Below are 18012 nucleotides of genomic sequence, written 5' to 3' on the forward strand. Positions count from 1 at the left end.
AATCAACGATAATATATTCGGGATAACGATTTTCGCAATTCATGATTGCGTGTAAAGGCGTCGAAAAATTTTATATTTAAAAACATATGGATAAAAGAAAAACACACGCAGGATGTGTGCTTTTCTCCAAACTGGCACGCGTCTTGAAATGTATCTGGCAAGAACCAACCAAGAGGCGCTGTCATGGTCAGCAAGGCAATCTTCAAAACCTACCTCGGGAAGCTGCTTCCGGGAACGGATACAAAAAATCATGAAGCGGCCCCAGCCTACCAGCTGACGCCGCGCGAGGCGCTGGCGCAATATGCTGTTACCGGCACCTTCAACGGCACCTTCTATGCGGATGGGGCTGAGCAGCTCGAAGCGGTAAAGACGCTTGCCCTTCAGGTCGAGCCGGAGTTTCTCGCCAGAGTGGCGGTCTACGCGGCTGAAAAGGGCCACATGAAGGATATGCCGGTGACATTGCTCGCCATGCTCTCCAGCCTTCAGAGCGATGCCTTCGCCCGTGCGTTCCCGCGGGTGGTGAAGAGCGGCAAGATGCTGCGCGGCTTCGTGCAGGTCATGCGCTCCGGCGCCACGGGTCGCAAGTCGCTCGGCACACGCCCGAAGAAGGTGGTGCAGGCGTGGCTCGAACGGGCCGGCACCGAGCAGATCCTGCGTGCGATGGTCGGAAACGATCCTTCGCTCGCCGACGTCATCCGCATGGTGCATCCGAAGCCGGCGACAGAGGAGCGCAAGGCGCTTTATGCCTGGGCGATCGGCAAGCCGCACGACTACGCGGCCCTGCCGGAACTCGTCAAGGCATTGGAAGCGTTCCGACGTGACCAGACCGGCCCGGTGCCGGACGTCCCGTTCCAGATGCTGACCTCGTTGCCGCTGACACGGGAGCATTGGGTCGAGATCGCCCGCAAGGGCGGCTGGCAGATGGTGCGGCAGAACCTTAACACCTTTGCACGCAACGGCGTGTTCGAGGTCGAGGGTTTTGCCGAGGCGCTGGCGGCGCGGCTTGCCGATCCGGAGGAAATCCGCAAGGCAAAGGTCTTCCCCTATCAGTTGATGATGGCGTGGAAGATGGTCGATGGCCAGGTTCCGGATGTCGTGCGGGATGCGCTTCAGGACGCGATGGATATCGCCATCGCCAATGTGCCGTCCCTGATGGGCAATGTGGTGCTCTGCCCCGACGTGTCAGGTTCCATGGGCTCGCCCGTGACCGGCTACCGGAAGGGCGCGACGTCCTCGGTTCGCTGCATCGATGTCGCCGGTCTGATGACCGCGGCGTTCCTGCAGCGCAACCCGAAGGCGCGGGTGCTGCCGTTCGAGAATGACGTGGTGCACGTCAGCCTCAACAAGCGGGATTCGGTGATGACCAATGCCGACAAGCTGGCGAAAATCGGCGGCGGCGGAACCAACTGCTCCGCACCGCTGAAGAGGCTGGCAAACGAGAAGGCCAAGGTCGATCTCGTGGTGTTCATCTCGGACAACGAGTCCTGGGTGGATGCAGGCAGGCACGGCCAGCCGACGGCTATGATGACGGAATGGGCCAGGATCAAACGGGTCAACCCGGCTGCAAAGCTGGTCTGCCTCGATATCCAGCCCCATGCCACGACACAGGCGCCGACGCGGGAAGATGTGCTCAACATCGGCGGCTTCTCGGATGCCGTCTATGGGGTGATCACGGCGTTCGCGGCCAACAGCGATGGAGCGGATGGCTGGGTGAAAGCCATCGAGGCGATCGAGCTCTGACGGGCTCACAGGACGCAATACCCTCGCGCTGCCGTGAACGGCGCGAGGGGGCCGTGACGAATGCCGGATGAAACTACAGATCGTTAATCTCCAGGTCGCGGGTTCGAATCCCGTCGGGTCCTCCAGTTCATGGACCCGTAGCTCAGCGGATAGAGCAGGCTGTTTCACCACACCTCGTCGTCACGGACGAATGGAATGACATGGAATGCCAAATGCAGCGGTGAATGCCGGACGGGACTACAGCCGCCAACGTTGGATGGTCTGGCAGGTTCGACTCCTCCTGGGCATACGCTCTCTGGCACGAGCGGGGCCATCCGGTTTCGTCCACCCTCGTCGCCGCTGCATGGCGTGTACTATCCCTGCTCCACAGGGACGGAATAACTCGGCGAATGCCGGCAGGACTACAGGTAGAGCGGCCCATCGGATTTCCGGCGGGCAGGCCGGGTGTTCAAATCATCCCGCGCTTCCGAAAGGAGCACGTAGCTCAGCAAATTGTCCTGCCACATCTCGTCGCCGGGATGATGAAGAAAGCCCTGGGCGAATGCCGCCGGTGACTACAGGGGCCGCATCGCGCCATGATCATGGAATGCGTGCGGCGAGATAGATCTCCGGCAACGCTCGTCGCCCAGGTGGTGTGAAGAGAAGCAACGGAACAAGAAGGACTGCAGACGCAGGAAAGACGATGATAGCGGTAATGAGCGGACAGGATTTGATCGATGCCGGCATGAGCCAGGGGAAGTGGTTTCGCCCGGCTCTCGACGCGGCCAACGCGGTTTTGAGCAAGGGTGGCTCGGTGACAGATGCGCTGGAGGCGGCAAAAGCTTTCCAGCCCGGGCCGACGCTTGCCTTGAGGGCCGACAACGATATCGAGATCTATTCCAACATCCGTGTCGAGAACGCCTTCGAGCAGGACAATGTCGAGAAGGTCAACGCGACGATGCGGGCGCTGGTGCGCACACCCGTCGTCCGTTCCGCGGCGATCATGCCGGACGCTTGCCCGGCGGGTCCGGTCGGAACGATCCCGGTCGGCGGCGTAGTTGCGTCCGAAGCAATCCATCCCGGCATGCATTCGGCCGATATCTGCTGTTCCATGGCGATTTCGATCTTTCCTGGCGTGGATCCGAAGTCGCTTCTGGATGCCGTGCATGCCGTGACGCATTTCGGTCCCGGCGGCCGGCCGCGCGACGCGCAGCTGAAGCCTTCCGAGGCGACGCTTTCGGCCTTCGAGCAGAATCCTTATCTGCGCGACGGCGTGCTGAGCGCTGGCATCGAGCATTTCGCGACCCAGGGCGACGGCAATCATTTCGCCTATGTCGGGACGATGAAGTCGACCGGCGAAACCGCGCTTGTGACCCATCATGGATCGCGAGCACCGGGGGCGCGGCTCTATGACAAGGGCATGAAGGTCGCCAACCGGTTTCGGGAACGCATCTCGCCTGAGACGCATAGGGAAAATGCCTGGATTCCGGCGGATACCGAGGAAGGTGACTTCTACTGGTCGGCGCTGCAGACGATCCGCCAGTGGACGAAGGAAAACCACTATGTCCTCCACGACATGGCGGCGCAAAAACTCTCGGCTAAGGTCGCGGACCGCTTCTGGAACGAGCATAATTTCGTCTTCCGGAAGTCGGACGGGCTGTTCTACCACGGAAAGGGTGCGACCCCTGCCTTCGACAACTGGGCGCAGGACGCGACCGATCTGACCATCATTCCGCTCAATATGGCGGAACCGATCCTGATCGTTCGTGGCTCGAACGCTGCCCATGGCCTCGGCTTCTCGCCGCATGGCGCTGGCCGCAACTTTTCGCGCAGCGCGCATATGAGGCAGCTGTCTGCGGAGTATGGGGCGGATTCGCGAGGTCTGAGCCCGAACAACATCGCGGCTATTCTGGAGAAGGAAACAAACGGCCTCGACGCGCGGTTCTTCTCTGGTTTCGCCGATGTGTCGGAACTGCCGAGTGCCTACAAGAGCGCTAAGAACGTGCGGGCGCAGATCGAGCACTACGGTCTCGCCGAAGTGGTCGACGAGGTGATCCCCTATGGGAGCATCATGGCCGGCGACTGGCAGAAGAATGCGCCCTGGCGCAACAAACGCCGGTAAACATCGGGGAAGGCAACTAAGCTTGCCTTCCCTCGAATGCACCATGCCGGGCAGACGTTCCCAAGTAGCGTCCGCCCATAGGTTCAAGCCGTTTGCTGCAGCACGGCGGCGCCTACCCACTCGGGGCGCTCGGCGCCTTGCAGCTCTTCTACTGCATCGGCGGCAAAGCTCGGTACGACACCGGTCCACAGCAATGCGCCATCGGGATTGGAATGGCCGTCGCCCTCGAGCTTGTAGATGCTTTCGACGATATACTGGCCGTCATTGTTCAGGCCCTTGATCTCGGAAATCTCGATCACCCGGCGCCGGCCGGTGCGCTTGAAGCGGGCGATCTGCACGACGACGTCGACTGCCGAGGCTATCTGGGCGCGCAGTGGCCGAAGCGGCATGTCGATATCAGACATCAGCGCCAGCGTTTCCAGTCGGTGCAGGGAGTCATAGGGCGTGTTCGCATGCACCGTCGAAAGGCTGCCGCTGTGACCTGAGGTCATCGCCTGGATCATATCGAGTGCCTCGCCGCCGCGGCACTCGCCGACGATGATGCGGTCGGGCCGCATGCGCAGCGACGAGCGGAACAGGTCGCGGATGCTGGCGCCGCCGCGGCCGAAACGGTCGGGCTTCGTCACTTCGAGATAGACCACGTGTTCCTTGCGGATCTGCAGTTCCGACGTGTCCTCGATGACGATAACGCGCTCGTGGTCGGCGAAGGCTTCCGACAGCGCGTTCAGCATCGTCGTCTTGCCGGTGCCGGTGCCGCCGGAGATGATGACGTTCTTCTGCAGCCCGACAGCCGCCTGCAGCAGCGACAGCGACTCCTCGGTCAGGCTGCCCTGGGTGACGAGGTCGCGGATGCTGCGATGTTCTTTCAGGAAACGGCGGATGGAGATGCAGAGCCCGGTGCGGGCGGCCGGCGGCTGGATCATCTGCACGCGCGAACCATCCGGCAGACGGGCCTCGATGCTCGGCTCCTCCGGCGTCAGCCGCTTGCCAGAGAACTGCGCGATGCTGCGCGCGGCCGATTCCAGATCCTCACGGCTGGCGAACCGCGTATCGGCGCGTTCGAGCTTGCCTCGCCTTTCGACGAAGATGTCGGATGTGCCGTTGATCAGGATTTCGGACACGCTCGGATCGTCGAGGAGAAAACGGATCGGTCCGAGCAGTTTGTCCAGCGCCCGGGTCAGGACCTGGAAGGTTGCCTGTTCGGCAGCGTCGTCGGAAACGGCTTTCATCAGAGCGGCATCCCGACGAGGACCGTGCTCATGCCGAACAGCGTCGCCATCATCTGAACCGCGGTTGGAAAGAACATCATCAATGGAATGAGGACCAATCCAAGTATTAAGATGCTGCTCATCGTTTCCATCGTTCTCTCTCCGGATCGACTGGCGGGCGATACCCCGCCATTTGACGAAAGCTTAATCCAGATCGCCAAACAACACCATGGCCGGCCCCCGCGGAGGCAGTTATTATGGGCGCCACTCGCCGTTTCTTCTATCGCTTTGAAAGAATTGGCCAATTATGGAGCAGTAGACGAAGCCTCGCGAGGCCGTCAAAAACTTCATATCTGCAGGTAAAACTGCAACCAGTTCAAAAGCTTAGTTAAAATAATTGGGCGTCAACTGCGATTTTGCAGCGGATGCCTCCAAGACAATTGGAACCCTTCGTTTCGTTTGCTTGACGGAGGGCTGGCCTTGGGCGCACTCTTGGGTCTTAATGGTGTTGCTCAACAAACGTTGGCCGCCGGGGAAGAAAAGCTGAAGCAGAAAATATCATTGGATCGAGCAACATGCTCGTTCGGATCGATAGCGCATGCTTGGTTTATCTTCACCACGGCTTCGAACCGAAACAAACCTGGGAATGAGGAGTAATCAGATGTTTGGAAAACTCAAGACTCTCGCAATTGCACTTCACAAGGACGAACGCGGCGACATGGCCCAGATCGTCTTGGCCGTCGCCCTGATCGTCATTCCGCTGATGCTGATCCTGCTCGCATTCGGCAAACAGATCGGCGAATGGTTCAACGAAAAGAACACGGCGCTCTCGGATGCCGAGAGAATTCCTGAGCCGGGTCAATAAGCGGGTCGGGATCATGGATACGACCTATGATCTGACCCTGATGCCTGCGGCGGCGGCTCTTGCCGTCGCCTGCACCATGACCGCGGCGGTGCTCGACCATCGCCACGGTCATATCCCGAACGCCGTCACCTATCCCTGCCTGCTTGGCGGGTTCATGTTGGCGGCAGTCAGCGGCGGTCTAGCAGGGATAGGGCTTGCCTTCGCAGGCCTCCTTGCAGCCGGCCTGATCTTCATCATCGCCTTCGCAGCCGGAAGCTGCGGCGGCGGCGACGTCAAGCTGATGGCGGCGCTCGGCGCCATTCTTGGCCTCTGGCCCGCCATCGACGTCACACTTGCATCGCTGATGGCCGGCGGCGTGATCGCCGTTTTCTCCATGGCGCGGCGCGTTCAGTGGAGCGTGCTGGCCCGAACGGTCGGACTGTTTGCGCTTCTCCTGCCTGCCGGTTTCCGCGATGCCGCTTCGGTGCTGAAGCCGCGCGAAACCCATCATACCGTCCGCTTCGGCGTTGCCGCAGCTCTCGGACTTCTCTGGTGCCTTTTCATGCCCGATTTCACCCCTCTTTCACTCGTGAGGTAACGGCAATGCGCGCGGAACTCGAACGCCCCATCTTCGACGGTGCCTTCTGGAGTTCGATCCTGCACTCGCGGACCTTCTGGGTCCCTGAGGATCACGGCGCGCTTCTCGGTACCTTTGCGATCGCCATGATGCTGCTTGCCTCGATGCTGCTGCTGCCGCGGCTTTCCGCCCGCCGGCGCCGTATATCGGAGCTTCACGGCGATATCTCCGGCAGCACGACGATGATAGATTTCGTGCTCGTGACACCGGTCTTCGTCTTCTTCATGTTCGTGGTCTTCCAGTTCACGATCCTGGCCAAGAACCACCTCTTCACCCATTATGCCGCCTATGCGGCGGCCCGCAGCGCCCGCGTCTATTTCTGCCCGGCTTTTCCGATCACCCTCCGCAGCTTAATCGACGTCAAGACCTGCGATGACGATGCCGCCGCCGGCAAGGCCGATCTTGCCGCCCGCCTGGCACTGATCCCGGCTGCCCCTTACGACCAGCTGAGATGCGTTGGCGCCTGCCAGCCGCCGGAAGATGCGCTGAAAAGCCTTGCCGATGCCTCAGGCCTTTCGAAGAACTGGCGTGCGATGCGCAACCAGGCCCGCTACATGTTCGACCCGCAGAACGTCACGGTCACCGTCGACCGCGCGCCGATGGCGCTTTATGCCGCCGCCATCAAACGCTCGCCGCACGTGCCGGTTACCGCCAAGGTGGAAGCGCGTTTCCTGCTGCTCGAATATGCCGGTTGGGTCTTTGCCCGGGGCCAGAGGAAGGACGGCCGCTACTACACGATCTCGACGGCGGAGGTGAACCTGCTATGACACCGACCCTTATCAAGCGTCTGCACCGCGACGAACGCGGCTTCCTGTCGCCGATCATTCTCTACATGACGATCGCGCTCGCCCTGATGATCGTCTGGATCCTGAATACGGGACAGATGATCTACGACAAGCAGCGCACGCAGGACACGGCGGATGCCGCAGCACTCGTCCATGCCGATTGGGAAGCCCGCTATCTCAACATCATGGCGATGAACAACGTCGCCTCCTCGCAGGCAACCGTCGTCATGGCGACCTCGGTCGCCTTCCAGCTGACGACCGCGGAACTGGCCCTGCGCTCGGGCGCCATTCTGGCGAAACTCGCCGAATATTCTTTCACGGATGGCTTCGGACCGGCGTCGCTTCTGCCGCCGATGCCGCCGATGCCCCATTGCCCGGGCTGGCAGAAGGTCCCGATCGTCGGCGGCATCATCTACGGTGCTTGCCTGGCGTTCCAGGGGGTCCGGGCGATAGGAGCCACCAAGGCGATTGCATATACGGTAAAAGCACAGATCGATTATGATCCCTGGGGCCTCATCGTGAAGTCCAGCGACATCATCGACGCCATGAACGACCTCAACGACTATCTGGTCGAGAGCTTTCCTCAGCGCGTCGGCAACGAAGCCCTGCATCTGGTGCGCCTGAACAAGTCGGACCACGTCGTCTTCCATCCGCCGTGCGAATCCTGCGGCCAGGCTGGAGAAGGCGCTGGCGGTAACTTGCCGGTCGATCGTGACGGCATCAATCCCGCCTCGGCCTATGCTGAAATGTGCCTCGCCATGACCTATGGCACTCAGGGGCAGGATCCGTTTCTCATGCGCGGCGAGTTTGCCAATCGCGGCTTCCCCAACGGCAAGGGTCCGTTGACCGCAGGCGGCGTCGACGGCAGCCATATCCGCGACTGGGTCAATCACGAAAGCGGCATCGACGATGCTTTAGTGGATTTCTACATCTTTTATGAAGCCTTCGGCCCGGCCTATCTGAGCAAGGTCCCGTTCAAGGCGATCATCGAGCAATTTGGCGATCTCAGCTGGTGGCAGGAACTACTGCTCGATGGCAGCTTCTTTGTCGCAGAGGAATTCTTCGGCATCGAATTCGGCATCGTGAACCCCTTTCAGCTGCCGATCGACGTGCCGCCGCGCTATTCCGACAAGCAGACAAAGGATGAAAACGATTTCACCCGCAAGTTCGACACGATCTGGAATGGGGTCTGCAGCCCAGCGGGCGCTGCGATTTCGATGGCAGGCGCACTGCCCGTCATCTCCTTCCCGAAGCCTTACTGGCTGAAGGGACGCACACCTTTCAACTTCACGCCCTTTGGCGGCGAGCAACTCGACGATTACCAGACGCTGGCGATCGTTTCGCGCGCCCCGCGCGCCCGGCTCCAGATCCGCATCTTCAAGGACAAGACACCGTCCGCCTATGCCTTGGCACAGAGCTGGGTCCACAATTACACGGCCTTCGACCTCTACACGCAGGACTGGCTCGCATCGCTTGCGCCCGCCACGCTTGCCGACGATATCGGCGACGTTTCGAACACCATCAAGCAGAGCCCGGCGGCCGACAGTTTCACCGGCTTGACGCGCGTCTTCGATCAGGGAGGAGCCAATGCCTGGGCTGCCGTCAACACACACTGAGCCTATGAGCGGTCCTCCCGGCCGCGGGCTGCTGATGCGGCTGCACCGCGACAAGCGCGGCCTGGCATCGATCGAATTCGTGCTCGCTGCGCCTGTTATCCTGCTGATCGTGATTTTCGTCATCCATGCGAACAAGATTTCCACCAAGAAGGTCGGAACCATGGTGGCGATGCGCAACGCCGCCTTCGCAGAGGCGAATGGGCTGGACTGCACGTCGGATTTCTCGAACGCCTTCCCGATCCCGGCTTTGCCGGCACTGCCCGGACGCGACGCCATGAACTGCTCGCGCACGCCATCGCATGAAGGCGGCGGCGACCCTCAGCGCACCTTTGTCTGGGACGACGTACAGAATACCTTAAAGAACGGCCGCGATTTCGGCGATATGGTCGGCGACCTCGCCAATGAAAAGCCGCAGCTCGTCACCGCGACGGCCGACCGGGTCTACAAGTTCAGGGATTCCGACGATCTCGATACGATCAGGAGCCTCCGCTGGAAGGACGCGTTCACGGTCGACGACTCGACGCTGTTTGCCTCACACAACAACGATACCACGAGCCGCGGCTACGATCCGACGCTGCGCCGGGAAATCCGCGATGTGGCCGACGATTCCGGCGATCTTTTCGACGGCGTCTTTCCGGGAGCGAAATAAGATGAGACAGGGCTCGCGCATCTCCTTTTGCCTCGTCGGCTATCTCGCCGGTCACCTCACTGGTTTGCTGCTCGTCGTCGGGCTCGCCGCCGCCATCGCCACACCGGGCCGCGCCGAAATCTACAAGGATTTCAAAGTGACGCTGAATTCGATGCTGGCCGGCATCCTCGGCGCGCCGGAGCGGGCGCCGCGCGATCTCGTCATCAACGGTCAACCGCTTGAATTCACGCCCTACCAGAGCGATCGCAGCATTTCCGATATCACCGACGAGTGGCTGCGGGTACTGGCCGTCAATACCCGCCCTGCCCTGCCGAAAAGCAACGATAAGGAAGAACTGACCGCCGTCATTGCCGCCAACATGCTGATCGTTCCGAAGACGAGCCGCATCCGCGACGATCTTGCCGTGGTGGTGCGGTTCTTCGACGGCGACGGCGAGGCGGCCCTCGACTATCTCCGTCGGCAGGATCCTAAGAATCCTTCGGCAAGAGCGCCGATCCCAGGCGTCTCGATCATGATCCGCCGTCCCGCCGATGCGCCGAGGACCGAGGTACTGATGAGCCGCTTCGAGGATGTTGCCTCGACGCTGCCGGCCTTCGCGGCTCCGGCCGATATCAGCAAGCTGCCGATGTCGCTGCGTCCGCCGGCCGGTGTCGAGGTGCTGAGCGATATCGGCGATCGCGACAAGGGCCACACGTCGCGCACGGTCGTGTCGAAAGGCACGCTGTCGGCCGTGCGCTGGTCCGACCAGCGCGCCGATCTGCTTGCCCGCGACGGCTTCACCATCGAGACGCCGCGGGCGCAGCGCGGCGGGGTCACTGCCCTTTATGGCCGGCGCGGCAGCGTCGAGGCCAATGTCCTCTACACCCGCAGCAAGACCGACGGCCGGACCGTCGAAGTCATTCAAATCAGGCAACCCTTCGTAGGGGGAATAACACCATGAACTGGAAGCTCATCGCGGCTGTCATCGTCGGGCTCATCACCGGCGTTCTGCTCTATTTCTGGACCGAGAGCGTCAAGAACGAGCAGACGGCCTATGCCTTCATGCGGCTCCAGCCCGACAGGAAGGTCACGCGAGGACAGGCGATCACGCCCGACATGCTCGCCGAACCGGTGATGCTGCCGGAAAGCTTCGGGGCGCTCGCCAAGCTCGCGGTTCCCGCCGCCAGCGCCTATCAGGAATGGCTGAAGGACAGGACGGCTGCCAGTGACATTCCGGCCGGCTCCGTGCTGCTCTTCCAGTATTTCGACGATACCGACGGCGGACGCCTGACGACGATGATCGCGCCCGGCAAGCGGGCGCTGACCCTTCCGGTCAATGCGGCCGCGGCCGTCGGCCATTTCGTCGAGCCGGGCAGCTATGTCGATATCCTTGGCACGGTCGACGAACCGGTCGAGCCCGTGGCGCCGGCCGCCGCGACCCAGCCGGGAGCGCCCGGCCAGCCCGCTGCCGTGCCAGGTCAGCCTGCCGCCCCGGGCGGCCAGGCGCCGGCCGTGGCCGGACAGCCGCAGGCTCCAGCCCAGCCGCAGTCGCCGGTCGAGCAGATGCTGAAGAACTATCTCACCCAGTATCCAGGCGCCGACGAGAACGATCTCAACGCCTACCGCAAACAGGCGCAGGATTATAAACTCGGCATAAGCTCGCGCACCCGCGTCGTTACCCGCACCTTCCTGCAGAATGTCAAAGTGCTGGCCGTCGGGGCGGCGACGACTGCGGAGGGCGCGGTCACCAAGGCCAACAGCACCTACAACAATGTGACCGTCGAAGTGACGCCGTCGGAAGCTGAAATGCTGATTTTTGCCATGGGCCAGTCGAACGGCAGCCTCAATCTCGTGCTGCGCAATCCGGCCGACAATACCGTCGAGGACCTGCCGAGCATCAACTGGACGCGCATGTGACGCCGCGGGGGAATGAGCCATGCTGTTGAAGATTTCCTATGAGGACGGCAGCGGTCGGGAGGTGATCCCGCTCTCGGCGAACGAGACCTATTTCGTCGGCGAAAGCAGCACGCTGACGCTGCCCGCCGGCGCGGGCGTCGTGCGGCTGCGCGGCAGCCATGTCTCCTCGCCGCAATTCGTGCTGCGCAAGTCCGGCCAGGGCTGGTCGGTGCAGCATCACGGCCGCAACCCGACGCGGGTCGACGATCAGCCGCTTCGGGCCGGCATGCCGGTTGCGGTATCGGCCGGCATGTCGATCTGGGTGCCGAACGTCACGATCGAACTGGTCGAGCCCGCCGCGGCCCCCGAAGCCGTCACGCAGTTTCCCGATCAGGAACGGGTGCTCGCCCTGCAGATGGAAATTCACGAGCGCCTGCTGAAGGACACGCAATATGACCGGCTGGTGAAATCCTCCGATTTCGGCCGCGAGGAGACGCGCAGCCGCATCCGCGAGCGTCTCGACATGTTCATCAAGGAGGCGCTGGACGCTGCGCCGCAGGATCTCGTCATCCTCGTCATCAAGAACGCCGTCTATCGGTGGCTGGCAAAACGCATCGCCCGCACGGGGCGGCGGGATGCTTCGTCGAATGCCGCAAGCCTCTCGCGCGAGGAACAGGATAATCGCCGCCTCTTCGACGTCGGCAAGGCGCTGATTTCAGCGCTGCAGCTCAAGCTGAACTTCGAATCCACCCGCTCGGATTTCGCCCAGCTCGACACCCGGTTCAGCGCCGCCTTCCAGTCCCGGCAGGCTCTTTTCAATGCCGGCGACCGCTACGAGATCGCCCATATGCACCTGCGCTCCAATATCGAGGAGCTGATGTATCGCTGGGGGACGATTTCCGAACTGATGGATCTCGACGTGATCTCGGAAATCATGGTGACGCGCTATGATGAGATCTACGTCGAAAAATTCGGCCTGCTGGAACGTTATCCCTTCGCCTTCGCCAATGAGCGGCAGCTGATGAAGGTGATCGAGCGCATCGCCGTCGATTCCAACCGCTCGATCAACGAGAGCGAGGCGATGGCCGACTTCCGCATGCCGGATGGCTCACGCGTCAACGCCGTCATTCCGCCGCTGGCAGTCAAGGGCGCCTGCCTCACCATCCGCAAGTTCGGCGGCAAGTCGCGGCTCGATATCAGCAAACTGGTGACCGCCGGCGCGCTGAGCGAGCCGATGCGCGCCTTCCTCGAGGCGGCCGTTCGTTCGCGCAAGAACATCGTTGTCTCAGGCGGCACCGGCTCCGGCAAGACGACGCTCTTGAACAGCCTGTCGCAATTCATCCCGGTCGGTGAGCGCGTCGTTGCCGTCGAGGACACATCGGAACTGCAGCTCGACGGTATCCATGTCGTCTATCTGCAATCGCGGCCGAAGACGGCGGAGTCCGAAACCAGCGTCACCATCCGTGACCTCGTGCGCAACGCGCTGCGCATGCGCCCCGACCGCATCATCGTCGGCGAGTGCCGTGGTGCGGAGGCGATCGACATGCTGCAGGCGATGAACACCGGCCATGCCGGCTCGATGACGACGGCGCACGCGAACACGCCGCAGGACATGATGACCCGCCTGGAGGTGATGGTGCTGCAGGGCCAGAGCTCGCTGCCGGTCATGGCCATCCGCCAGCAGATCGTTGCCGCCGTCGAACTCGTCGTGCAGTTGAACCGCCTGGCGAACGGCCGGCGCGCCGTCACCGAAATATCGGAGGTGATCGGCATCGATCCGGATACCGGGCTCATCATCGTCGAGCCGATCTTCAATCTCGTCGGCCGCGCCGGCGGCCAGGCCATGCATGCCTTCACCGGCTACCTGCCGAGCTTCGTCGCCGAGCTCGTCGAGTTCAACGACGACGGCGAAATCGAAAAACTGGACATGTTCGTCTAGAGCGGTTCCAGAACCGCTCTAAGCTTTTGTTTTTACGCAATTCCAGACGGAAAACCGCTTCGCACTTTCCTGGAATTGCTCTGAGGGGGAAGCCATGGATATCAGCATTCTGCAGATTTTTACGGTCGCCCTCGGCGCCATAACGGCGGGGCTGCTCGTCTGGGGCGCGCCGGTGCGCTGGCCGGCGCCGCTGCTGCGCGCCACCGAGCGTGACATCGCGCTCGCCAGCGAGGCGGCGCAGGTCTTCGGGCGCGATGCCGTTCCTCCCTATACGATGATCCTCGCCTACGGCATCACGGCGATCGTCGTCTTCATCGTGATCTCGCTGATCTTCGGGCCGATCTTCGGCTTGGTCATCGCAATCCCCGTCGCCTTCTTCCTCCCCAAGGGCGTGATCCGTTATTTTCTGCAGCGCCGCTGGCTGCAGATCGAATCGCAGCTTCCCTATGCCGTCGACCAGATCGTCTCGGCGGTGCGCACCGGCAAGCCGCTCGCCATCGCCGTCAATGCGGTGGCCGATACCGGCCAGATGCCGGCCTCGCGCGAGTTCGAGCGCATCGCCCGCGAACAGAAGCTCGGCATCGGCCTGGTCGAGGCGCTCGACCGCCACGGCCGCAACGTGCCGAGCCTGCATTTCAAGATGGTCGATGCGGCACTCGGTCTTTTTGCCCGCCAGGGCGGCGACATCTCCGAGCCGCTGACCGAAATGTCGAAATCCTTCAAGGAAATCTGGAAGCTCGATCAGAAGATCACCACCTCCTCGTCGCAGGCGCGCATGAACTTCCGCGTCGTCAACGGCGGCGCACTGTTCATGATCCTGATGATCTTCTTCGGTCAGCCGGAACTGATCGACAAGGTGTTCGGCAACGCCATCGGCATCGTCATCGCGATCGTCGGCGCCATTCTCTACGCGACCGGTTTCTTCTGGATGCGCTCGATGATGAAGGTGTCGGTATGATGTCTCAGATACCTCTCGCCCCGATCGCCGTCGTCTTTGCCGGGATCACCGCTGCGCTGTTCGTCTGGTGGATCGGCGATCTGCTCGGCAGCATTCAGGTCGTGCGCCGGTCAGCAGGCGGTGATGGTCCGCCGCCCAATATCGTCGACAGCATCGGCATGCGCACGCCGGTCGAATTCGTGCTGACGCATTTCGAGCCGCTGCTGGCCGATTATGGCGCCCAGCTCGAGCAGAAGCTGATCTATGCCGGCCGGCCATTCGGCGGCGTCACGGGACGGGAATATATCGCCCTTCTCGTCGTTCTGAGCCTGTTCGGCTTCGTCGTGCTCGGCCTGCTGTTCGGCATTGCCAGCGGCAGCGTGATCGGCGGGCTCGTAGCCGGGCTGATCCTCGGCCTGATCCCCGCCATCTATTTCTGGGTCGTCGCCGACGACAAGGCACAGGACCGCAAGGAACGCATCTCGCGCGAATTTCCCTATTTCCTCGACCTCGTCGTCATGACGCAGCAGGCGCAGGCGACGCTGCCGGAAAGCCTGAGGCTTTATGCCGAGGCGGCACCCGGCACCGTCATGAGTGAGGAGATCGAACAGACGTTGAAGGACGTGGCGCTCGGCACCGGCATGATCGAGGCGCTGCAGCGCTTGGAGCGCCGTATGACCGCCGAGGAGGTCATCCGTGTCATCCGCGCCGTGATCCAGGGCGAAGTCGAGGGCAGCAACCGCGTGGAACTGTTGCGCGAACATGCGCGGGACTTGCGCTTCCGCCGCTGGGAAAAGGCCGACAGGGCCAGCGAAAAGCTAAAGGCCAAGATTGTCATGCCGGCGATGATGATCGTCGTATCGATCCTGCTTCTGGTGCTGGCGCCTGCAATTGTCGAGATGATGTCGAGTGGGATGTTCTGATCATGGTCTTTTCCTTCTTTCGCGGAAACAAGCCTAGCCTTCTGCAGACCGGTCCCGGCGGCCAGAGCCGCAGCCATGTGCTCGACAAACCGGAAATGTCGATCGGTCGGGCGGGCAATGCCGACATCGTCGTCGACGATCCGTTCCTGGCGCCGATCCATGCGCGCATCGAGCGCCAAAGCGACGGCGGCTTCATCATCCGCCGCATGGGGCTGAACCCGATCATGCTGCGCGGCGAAGCCCTGCTGCAGACCGCCTCGCTGAAAGCCGGAGACAGCTTCCGCCTCGGCAAGGACGTCGAATTCCAGTTCGTCGTCAAGGCCGCCGCCAAGGAAGCGCCGAAGAAGGAAGCATCCAAGGCAAGTGACGACAAGCCGAAGAAGTCGCTGCTCAAGCAGCCGGCCTTCCTCGCCGGCGTAGGGGTCGCCTATCTCGCCATCGTCGGCATCATCGGCTACGTGATCCTCTCCGACAGCGGCAGCGCAGACGGTGGCCCGACGGCAGAACGCATCAATGCGGAGGCCGCCCGCATTCCGACATGCATCAAGAACGCCCGGCGCATGCGCCAGGTTTCGGAGGCCAGCTTCAACGGAGCCGTCGGCGGCCGTGTCGGCAGGGATGGCGACGCAACCTATGCCGCCCTTTCGCTGGCAGCCGAACCATCGGACGATGCCGCGCTGGCCAAGGCCGCCGAGCCGATCGTCGAGGCCTACAAGCGTACGGCGCTCGCAGCCCTCGCCTCGGAAAACCGCGGCAACAATACGCTGGCGCAGAGCCTCTACCAACAGACCTACGATCTCGTTCCCGACGTCAACTGCTCGGCCGCGCGCTTCGCGCTGCAGCGGCGGGCTGCGGTGAAGCCGGTGGCGCGCCGCTGATCGCGGAGCTTTGATCAAACAGGACACTGTGAAGGTACGTCTTGGATGAAATCCTGAAAGAGGACATATGAGGGCTGTGGGGGCCAAAGCAGGCATGCTCGGGCTGCGGGATAGCCATCGAAGGTGCTCTCCACTCGCAACTGTCCCAAATTAACCCATAATTTAGCATTCGCTTGCATGCGCGGACCGCGATGCTACCGTCGACGACATCGTGGGGGATCGCGTATGACAATTGAAGAGCTGATCGATTTACAGGAAGCAGGCTCAAGGGCGCGGGTGCTCGGACTGAAGGCTCACGAGAACCCATACCTTGCGGCCCATAGGATGCCGACTGGTGACAGCGCTGCTCTGGGAGATTGGCTTGCGCGTCACGACGCGTGGAAGTTCGGTTGGGAAGCCGAGAACGCTAGCCGCGAAGGTAGAATTGTTACTCACTTCAAGGAGCTGATCTCGACTGCCAAACGAGATACGCTCGATGCGTGACGTTGTTGATTTTGGTTGCGACGCCTGAGTTCAATGACAAGCGTCTTGTCCGGGCGCTGGTGAAACAATATGGCATTGCCCTCAAGCTTCTGAGATGCGCAGGATCTTGCAAACCACCGCAGTTGATGTGCCATTGACGAAGCCTATGATGGACAAAAACTGTGACCTATCTCGATCGATTATTTTTCTTATATCCTCCTCAAGATATTGGAGGCTTGCCCGCCCCTGAAACAACGCGTTCCATCCCACATCTACCGACTGCGAAGCCGGCACATTTTCGACGCTCCAGACGAAAATATCGATGACGATCGAATCATCCCAAATTTGCCCCAGGGAAATTTCTTGAACTCCCTCATACGAGAGTTTTACCTCCGTTCCATCAACTCTCCTTAAAGTTAAAAGTAGATGGCGACGGTTCGCAAACTCCAACGAAATCAATCTTGCATCGTGGACTCTGGCCCCAAGAAGCATCCCGTCGTCGTCGTTTCCCCATGCAATTTCTCTCATTTCCCTACTCCTGATCATCACTTATTTGCGCTGCTCAACATGTTTTCGACGATAGACGAACGGACAGCTTTCAGCGCCAAGAGCGGACGCGATCCCCTGGCTGCTCTTGGCCCAAAGCGATCAAGGATCGCTCACTGATTACTGAGATATCCAGACTTGAAGAGGGCCAAGTTTTGCCAGCCCCATATCTTCATCGGAAATATCGTCCCTAGACCAGCATACGATAGGTAGCCCTTGAGAAGACGGTCCTGCAGCTTGCAACACTGCCATCTGCGCGAATGATTGGCTTTTGATGGAGAACCAGTTTGATAATCCGAGCGAAAATCCGGTGTCAAAGCTGATAAAGCCAGATTCGATTGCGCTAAGCTCACCCTTGAACCAAAAGGTTATCCTCTGATCTTCAAGTAAGGTGCTGGGAAAAATGGTGTCGTCAGAAGACCCCCAAGCTCTTTCCCAAAAATGCAACTCGGCTGGGGAGGTTACGGTCTTCCAGCCGACAGACTCGCCGTTCGAAACCGTCCCACCGTACCAATGCCCAGCGAGTATTCGTTCGAAACCCTGCTCGGTGAGAGTCAGGTCTCCGAAGCTGTCTTTGATCCCCCACTTTCGAGAGTGATTGGCTTCACGAACTTTGTGAGTGAGTTCAACAACTTCGTTCTGAACGCCCTTTTCGCGGGTTATTATGTTCGGATAAAACGGTGGCGAAATAGCCAAATTCGCCCAGGCCTCCGAAGACCGAGTTTCGTTGGATCCATGTGCAGAACAAATCCTACTGCACCAGGCGATGTTGTCTTCCACTGCGAGTTGAAGCAGTCGGGAGGTATCAGTCATAAGCCGCACCCCTGGATACGCGCGGAGGATAACCTATTCGGCAATTGCCGCAATGACCG

16 protein-coding genes and 1 pseudogene are annotated in these 18012 nt (G+C 61.1%); 14 read left to right on the forward strand and 3 right to left on the reverse strand.

From position 1 onward, the window contains the following. Positions 1–183: 183 nt before the first annotated feature. Both G9X68_RS26505 and G9X68_RS26510 read left to right on the forward strand, forming a co-directional pair. Positions 184–1740, forward strand: coding sequence for an RNA-binding protein (locus tag G9X68_RS26505; protein ID WP_171604900.1), 1557 nt, complete (start codon positions 184–186; stop codon positions 1738–1740). Between the two features lie 694 nt (positions 1741–2434). Further along, complete coding sequence (locus G9X68_RS26510; RefSeq protein ID WP_171604901.1) at positions 2435–3841, forward strand: RtcB family protein; 1407 nt, start codon at positions 2435–2437, stop codon at positions 3839–3841. Positions 3842–3924: 83 nt separating this feature from the next. Here G9X68_RS26510 and G9X68_RS26515 read toward each other — a convergent pair. Further along, positions 3925–5317 (reverse strand): annotated as a pseudogene (locus tag G9X68_RS26515) (TadA family conjugal transfer-associated ATPase). Between the two features lie 393 nt (positions 5318–5710). Between G9X68_RS26515 and G9X68_RS26520 the strand changes: the two are divergent. The 12 genes from G9X68_RS26520 (at position 5711) to G9X68_RS26575 (ending at position 16615) form a co-directional block, all read left to right on the forward strand. Continuing rightward, entirely contained in the window at positions 5711–5914 is a 204-nt protein-coding gene (locus G9X68_RS26520) for a hypothetical protein (RefSeq protein ID WP_003548168.1), read from the forward strand. A gap of 13 nt (positions 5915–5927) precedes the next feature. Then, positions 5928–6491 (forward strand): A24 family peptidase, encoded by a 564-nt coding sequence (locus G9X68_RS26525; RefSeq protein ID WP_168263328.1) that lies wholly within the window; start codon positions 5928–5930, stop codon positions 6489–6491. 5 nt (positions 6492–6496) lie between these two features. Beyond that, complete coding sequence (locus tag G9X68_RS26530) at positions 6497–7297, forward strand: TadE/TadG family type IV pilus assembly protein (protein ID WP_171604902.1); 801 nt, start codon at positions 6497–6499, stop codon at positions 7295–7297. After that, on the forward strand, positions 7294–8931 hold the full coding sequence (locus G9X68_RS26535) for a TadE/TadG family type IV pilus assembly protein (RefSeq protein WP_171604903.1): 1638 nt from the start codon (positions 7294–7296) through the stop codon (positions 8929–8931). The genes G9X68_RS26530 and G9X68_RS26535 overlap by 4 nt, the downstream gene beginning before the upstream one ends. Further along, complete coding sequence (locus G9X68_RS26540; protein WP_171604904.1) at positions 8903–9580, forward strand: TadE/TadG family type IV pilus assembly protein; 678 nt, start codon at positions 8903–8905, stop codon at positions 9578–9580. Before G9X68_RS26535 ends, G9X68_RS26540 begins: the two co-directional genes overlap by 29 nt. A 1-nt stretch (position 9581) precedes the next feature. Continuing rightward, positions 9582–10520, forward strand: a complete 939-nt coding sequence (locus G9X68_RS26545; protein WP_171604905.1) for a hypothetical protein — start codon at positions 9582–9584, stop codon at positions 10518–10520. Beyond that, entirely contained in the window at positions 10517–11476 is a 960-nt protein-coding gene (gene cpaB, locus G9X68_RS26550) for a Flp pilus assembly protein CpaB (protein ID WP_171604906.1), read from the forward strand. The genes G9X68_RS26545 and cpaB overlap by 4 nt, the downstream gene beginning before the upstream one ends. A 19-nt stretch (positions 11477–11495) precedes the next feature. Further along, entirely contained in the window at positions 11496–13394 is a 1899-nt protein-coding gene (locus G9X68_RS26555; RefSeq protein WP_171604907.1) for a TadA family conjugal transfer-associated ATPase, read from the forward strand. A gap of 94 nt (positions 13395–13488) precedes the next feature. Then, positions 13489–14352, forward strand: coding sequence for a type II secretion system F family protein (locus G9X68_RS26560; RefSeq protein ID WP_168312503.1), 864 nt, complete (start codon positions 13489–13491; stop codon positions 14350–14352). After that, positions 14349–15254 carry a type II secretion system F family protein gene (locus G9X68_RS26565; protein ID WP_171604908.1) on the forward strand — a complete coding sequence of 302 codons (906 nt, stop codon included), beginning with the start codon at positions 14349–14351 and terminating at the stop codon, positions 15252–15254. The genes G9X68_RS26560 and G9X68_RS26565 overlap by 4 nt, the downstream gene beginning before the upstream one ends. A 2-nt stretch (positions 15255–15256) precedes the next feature. Continuing rightward, positions 15257–16132 (forward strand): FHA domain-containing protein, encoded by an 876-nt coding sequence (locus G9X68_RS26570; protein ID WP_171604909.1) that lies wholly within the window; start codon positions 15257–15259, stop codon positions 16130–16132. Positions 16133–16357: 225 nt separating this feature from the next. Then, positions 16358–16615: a CrpP-related protein gene (locus G9X68_RS26575; RefSeq protein WP_171604910.1), complete on the forward strand. Its 258-nt coding sequence runs from the start codon at positions 16358–16360 to the stop codon at positions 16613–16615. Between the two features lie 81 nt (positions 16616–16696). Here the strand turns inward: G9X68_RS26575 and G9X68_RS26580 are convergent, their stop codons facing one another. Together G9X68_RS26580 and G9X68_RS26585 are read right to left on the reverse strand one after the other, a co-directional pair. Then, on the reverse strand, positions 16697–17122 hold the full coding sequence (locus G9X68_RS26580; RefSeq protein WP_171604911.1) for a hypothetical protein: 426 nt from the start codon (positions 17120–17122) through the stop codon (positions 16697–16699). Positions 17123–17260: 138 nt separating this feature from the next. Further along, complete coding sequence (locus G9X68_RS26585; RefSeq protein ID WP_171604912.1) at positions 17261–17953, reverse strand: hypothetical protein; 693 nt, start codon at positions 17951–17953, stop codon at positions 17261–17263. Between the last annotated feature and the right edge of the window lie 59 nt (positions 17954–18012).

The sequence above is a fragment of the Rhizobium changzhiense genome, from assembly GCF_013087625.1.
Classification (GTDB): domain Bacteria; phylum Pseudomonadota; class Alphaproteobacteria; order Rhizobiales; family Rhizobiaceae; genus Rhizobium; species Rhizobium sophorae.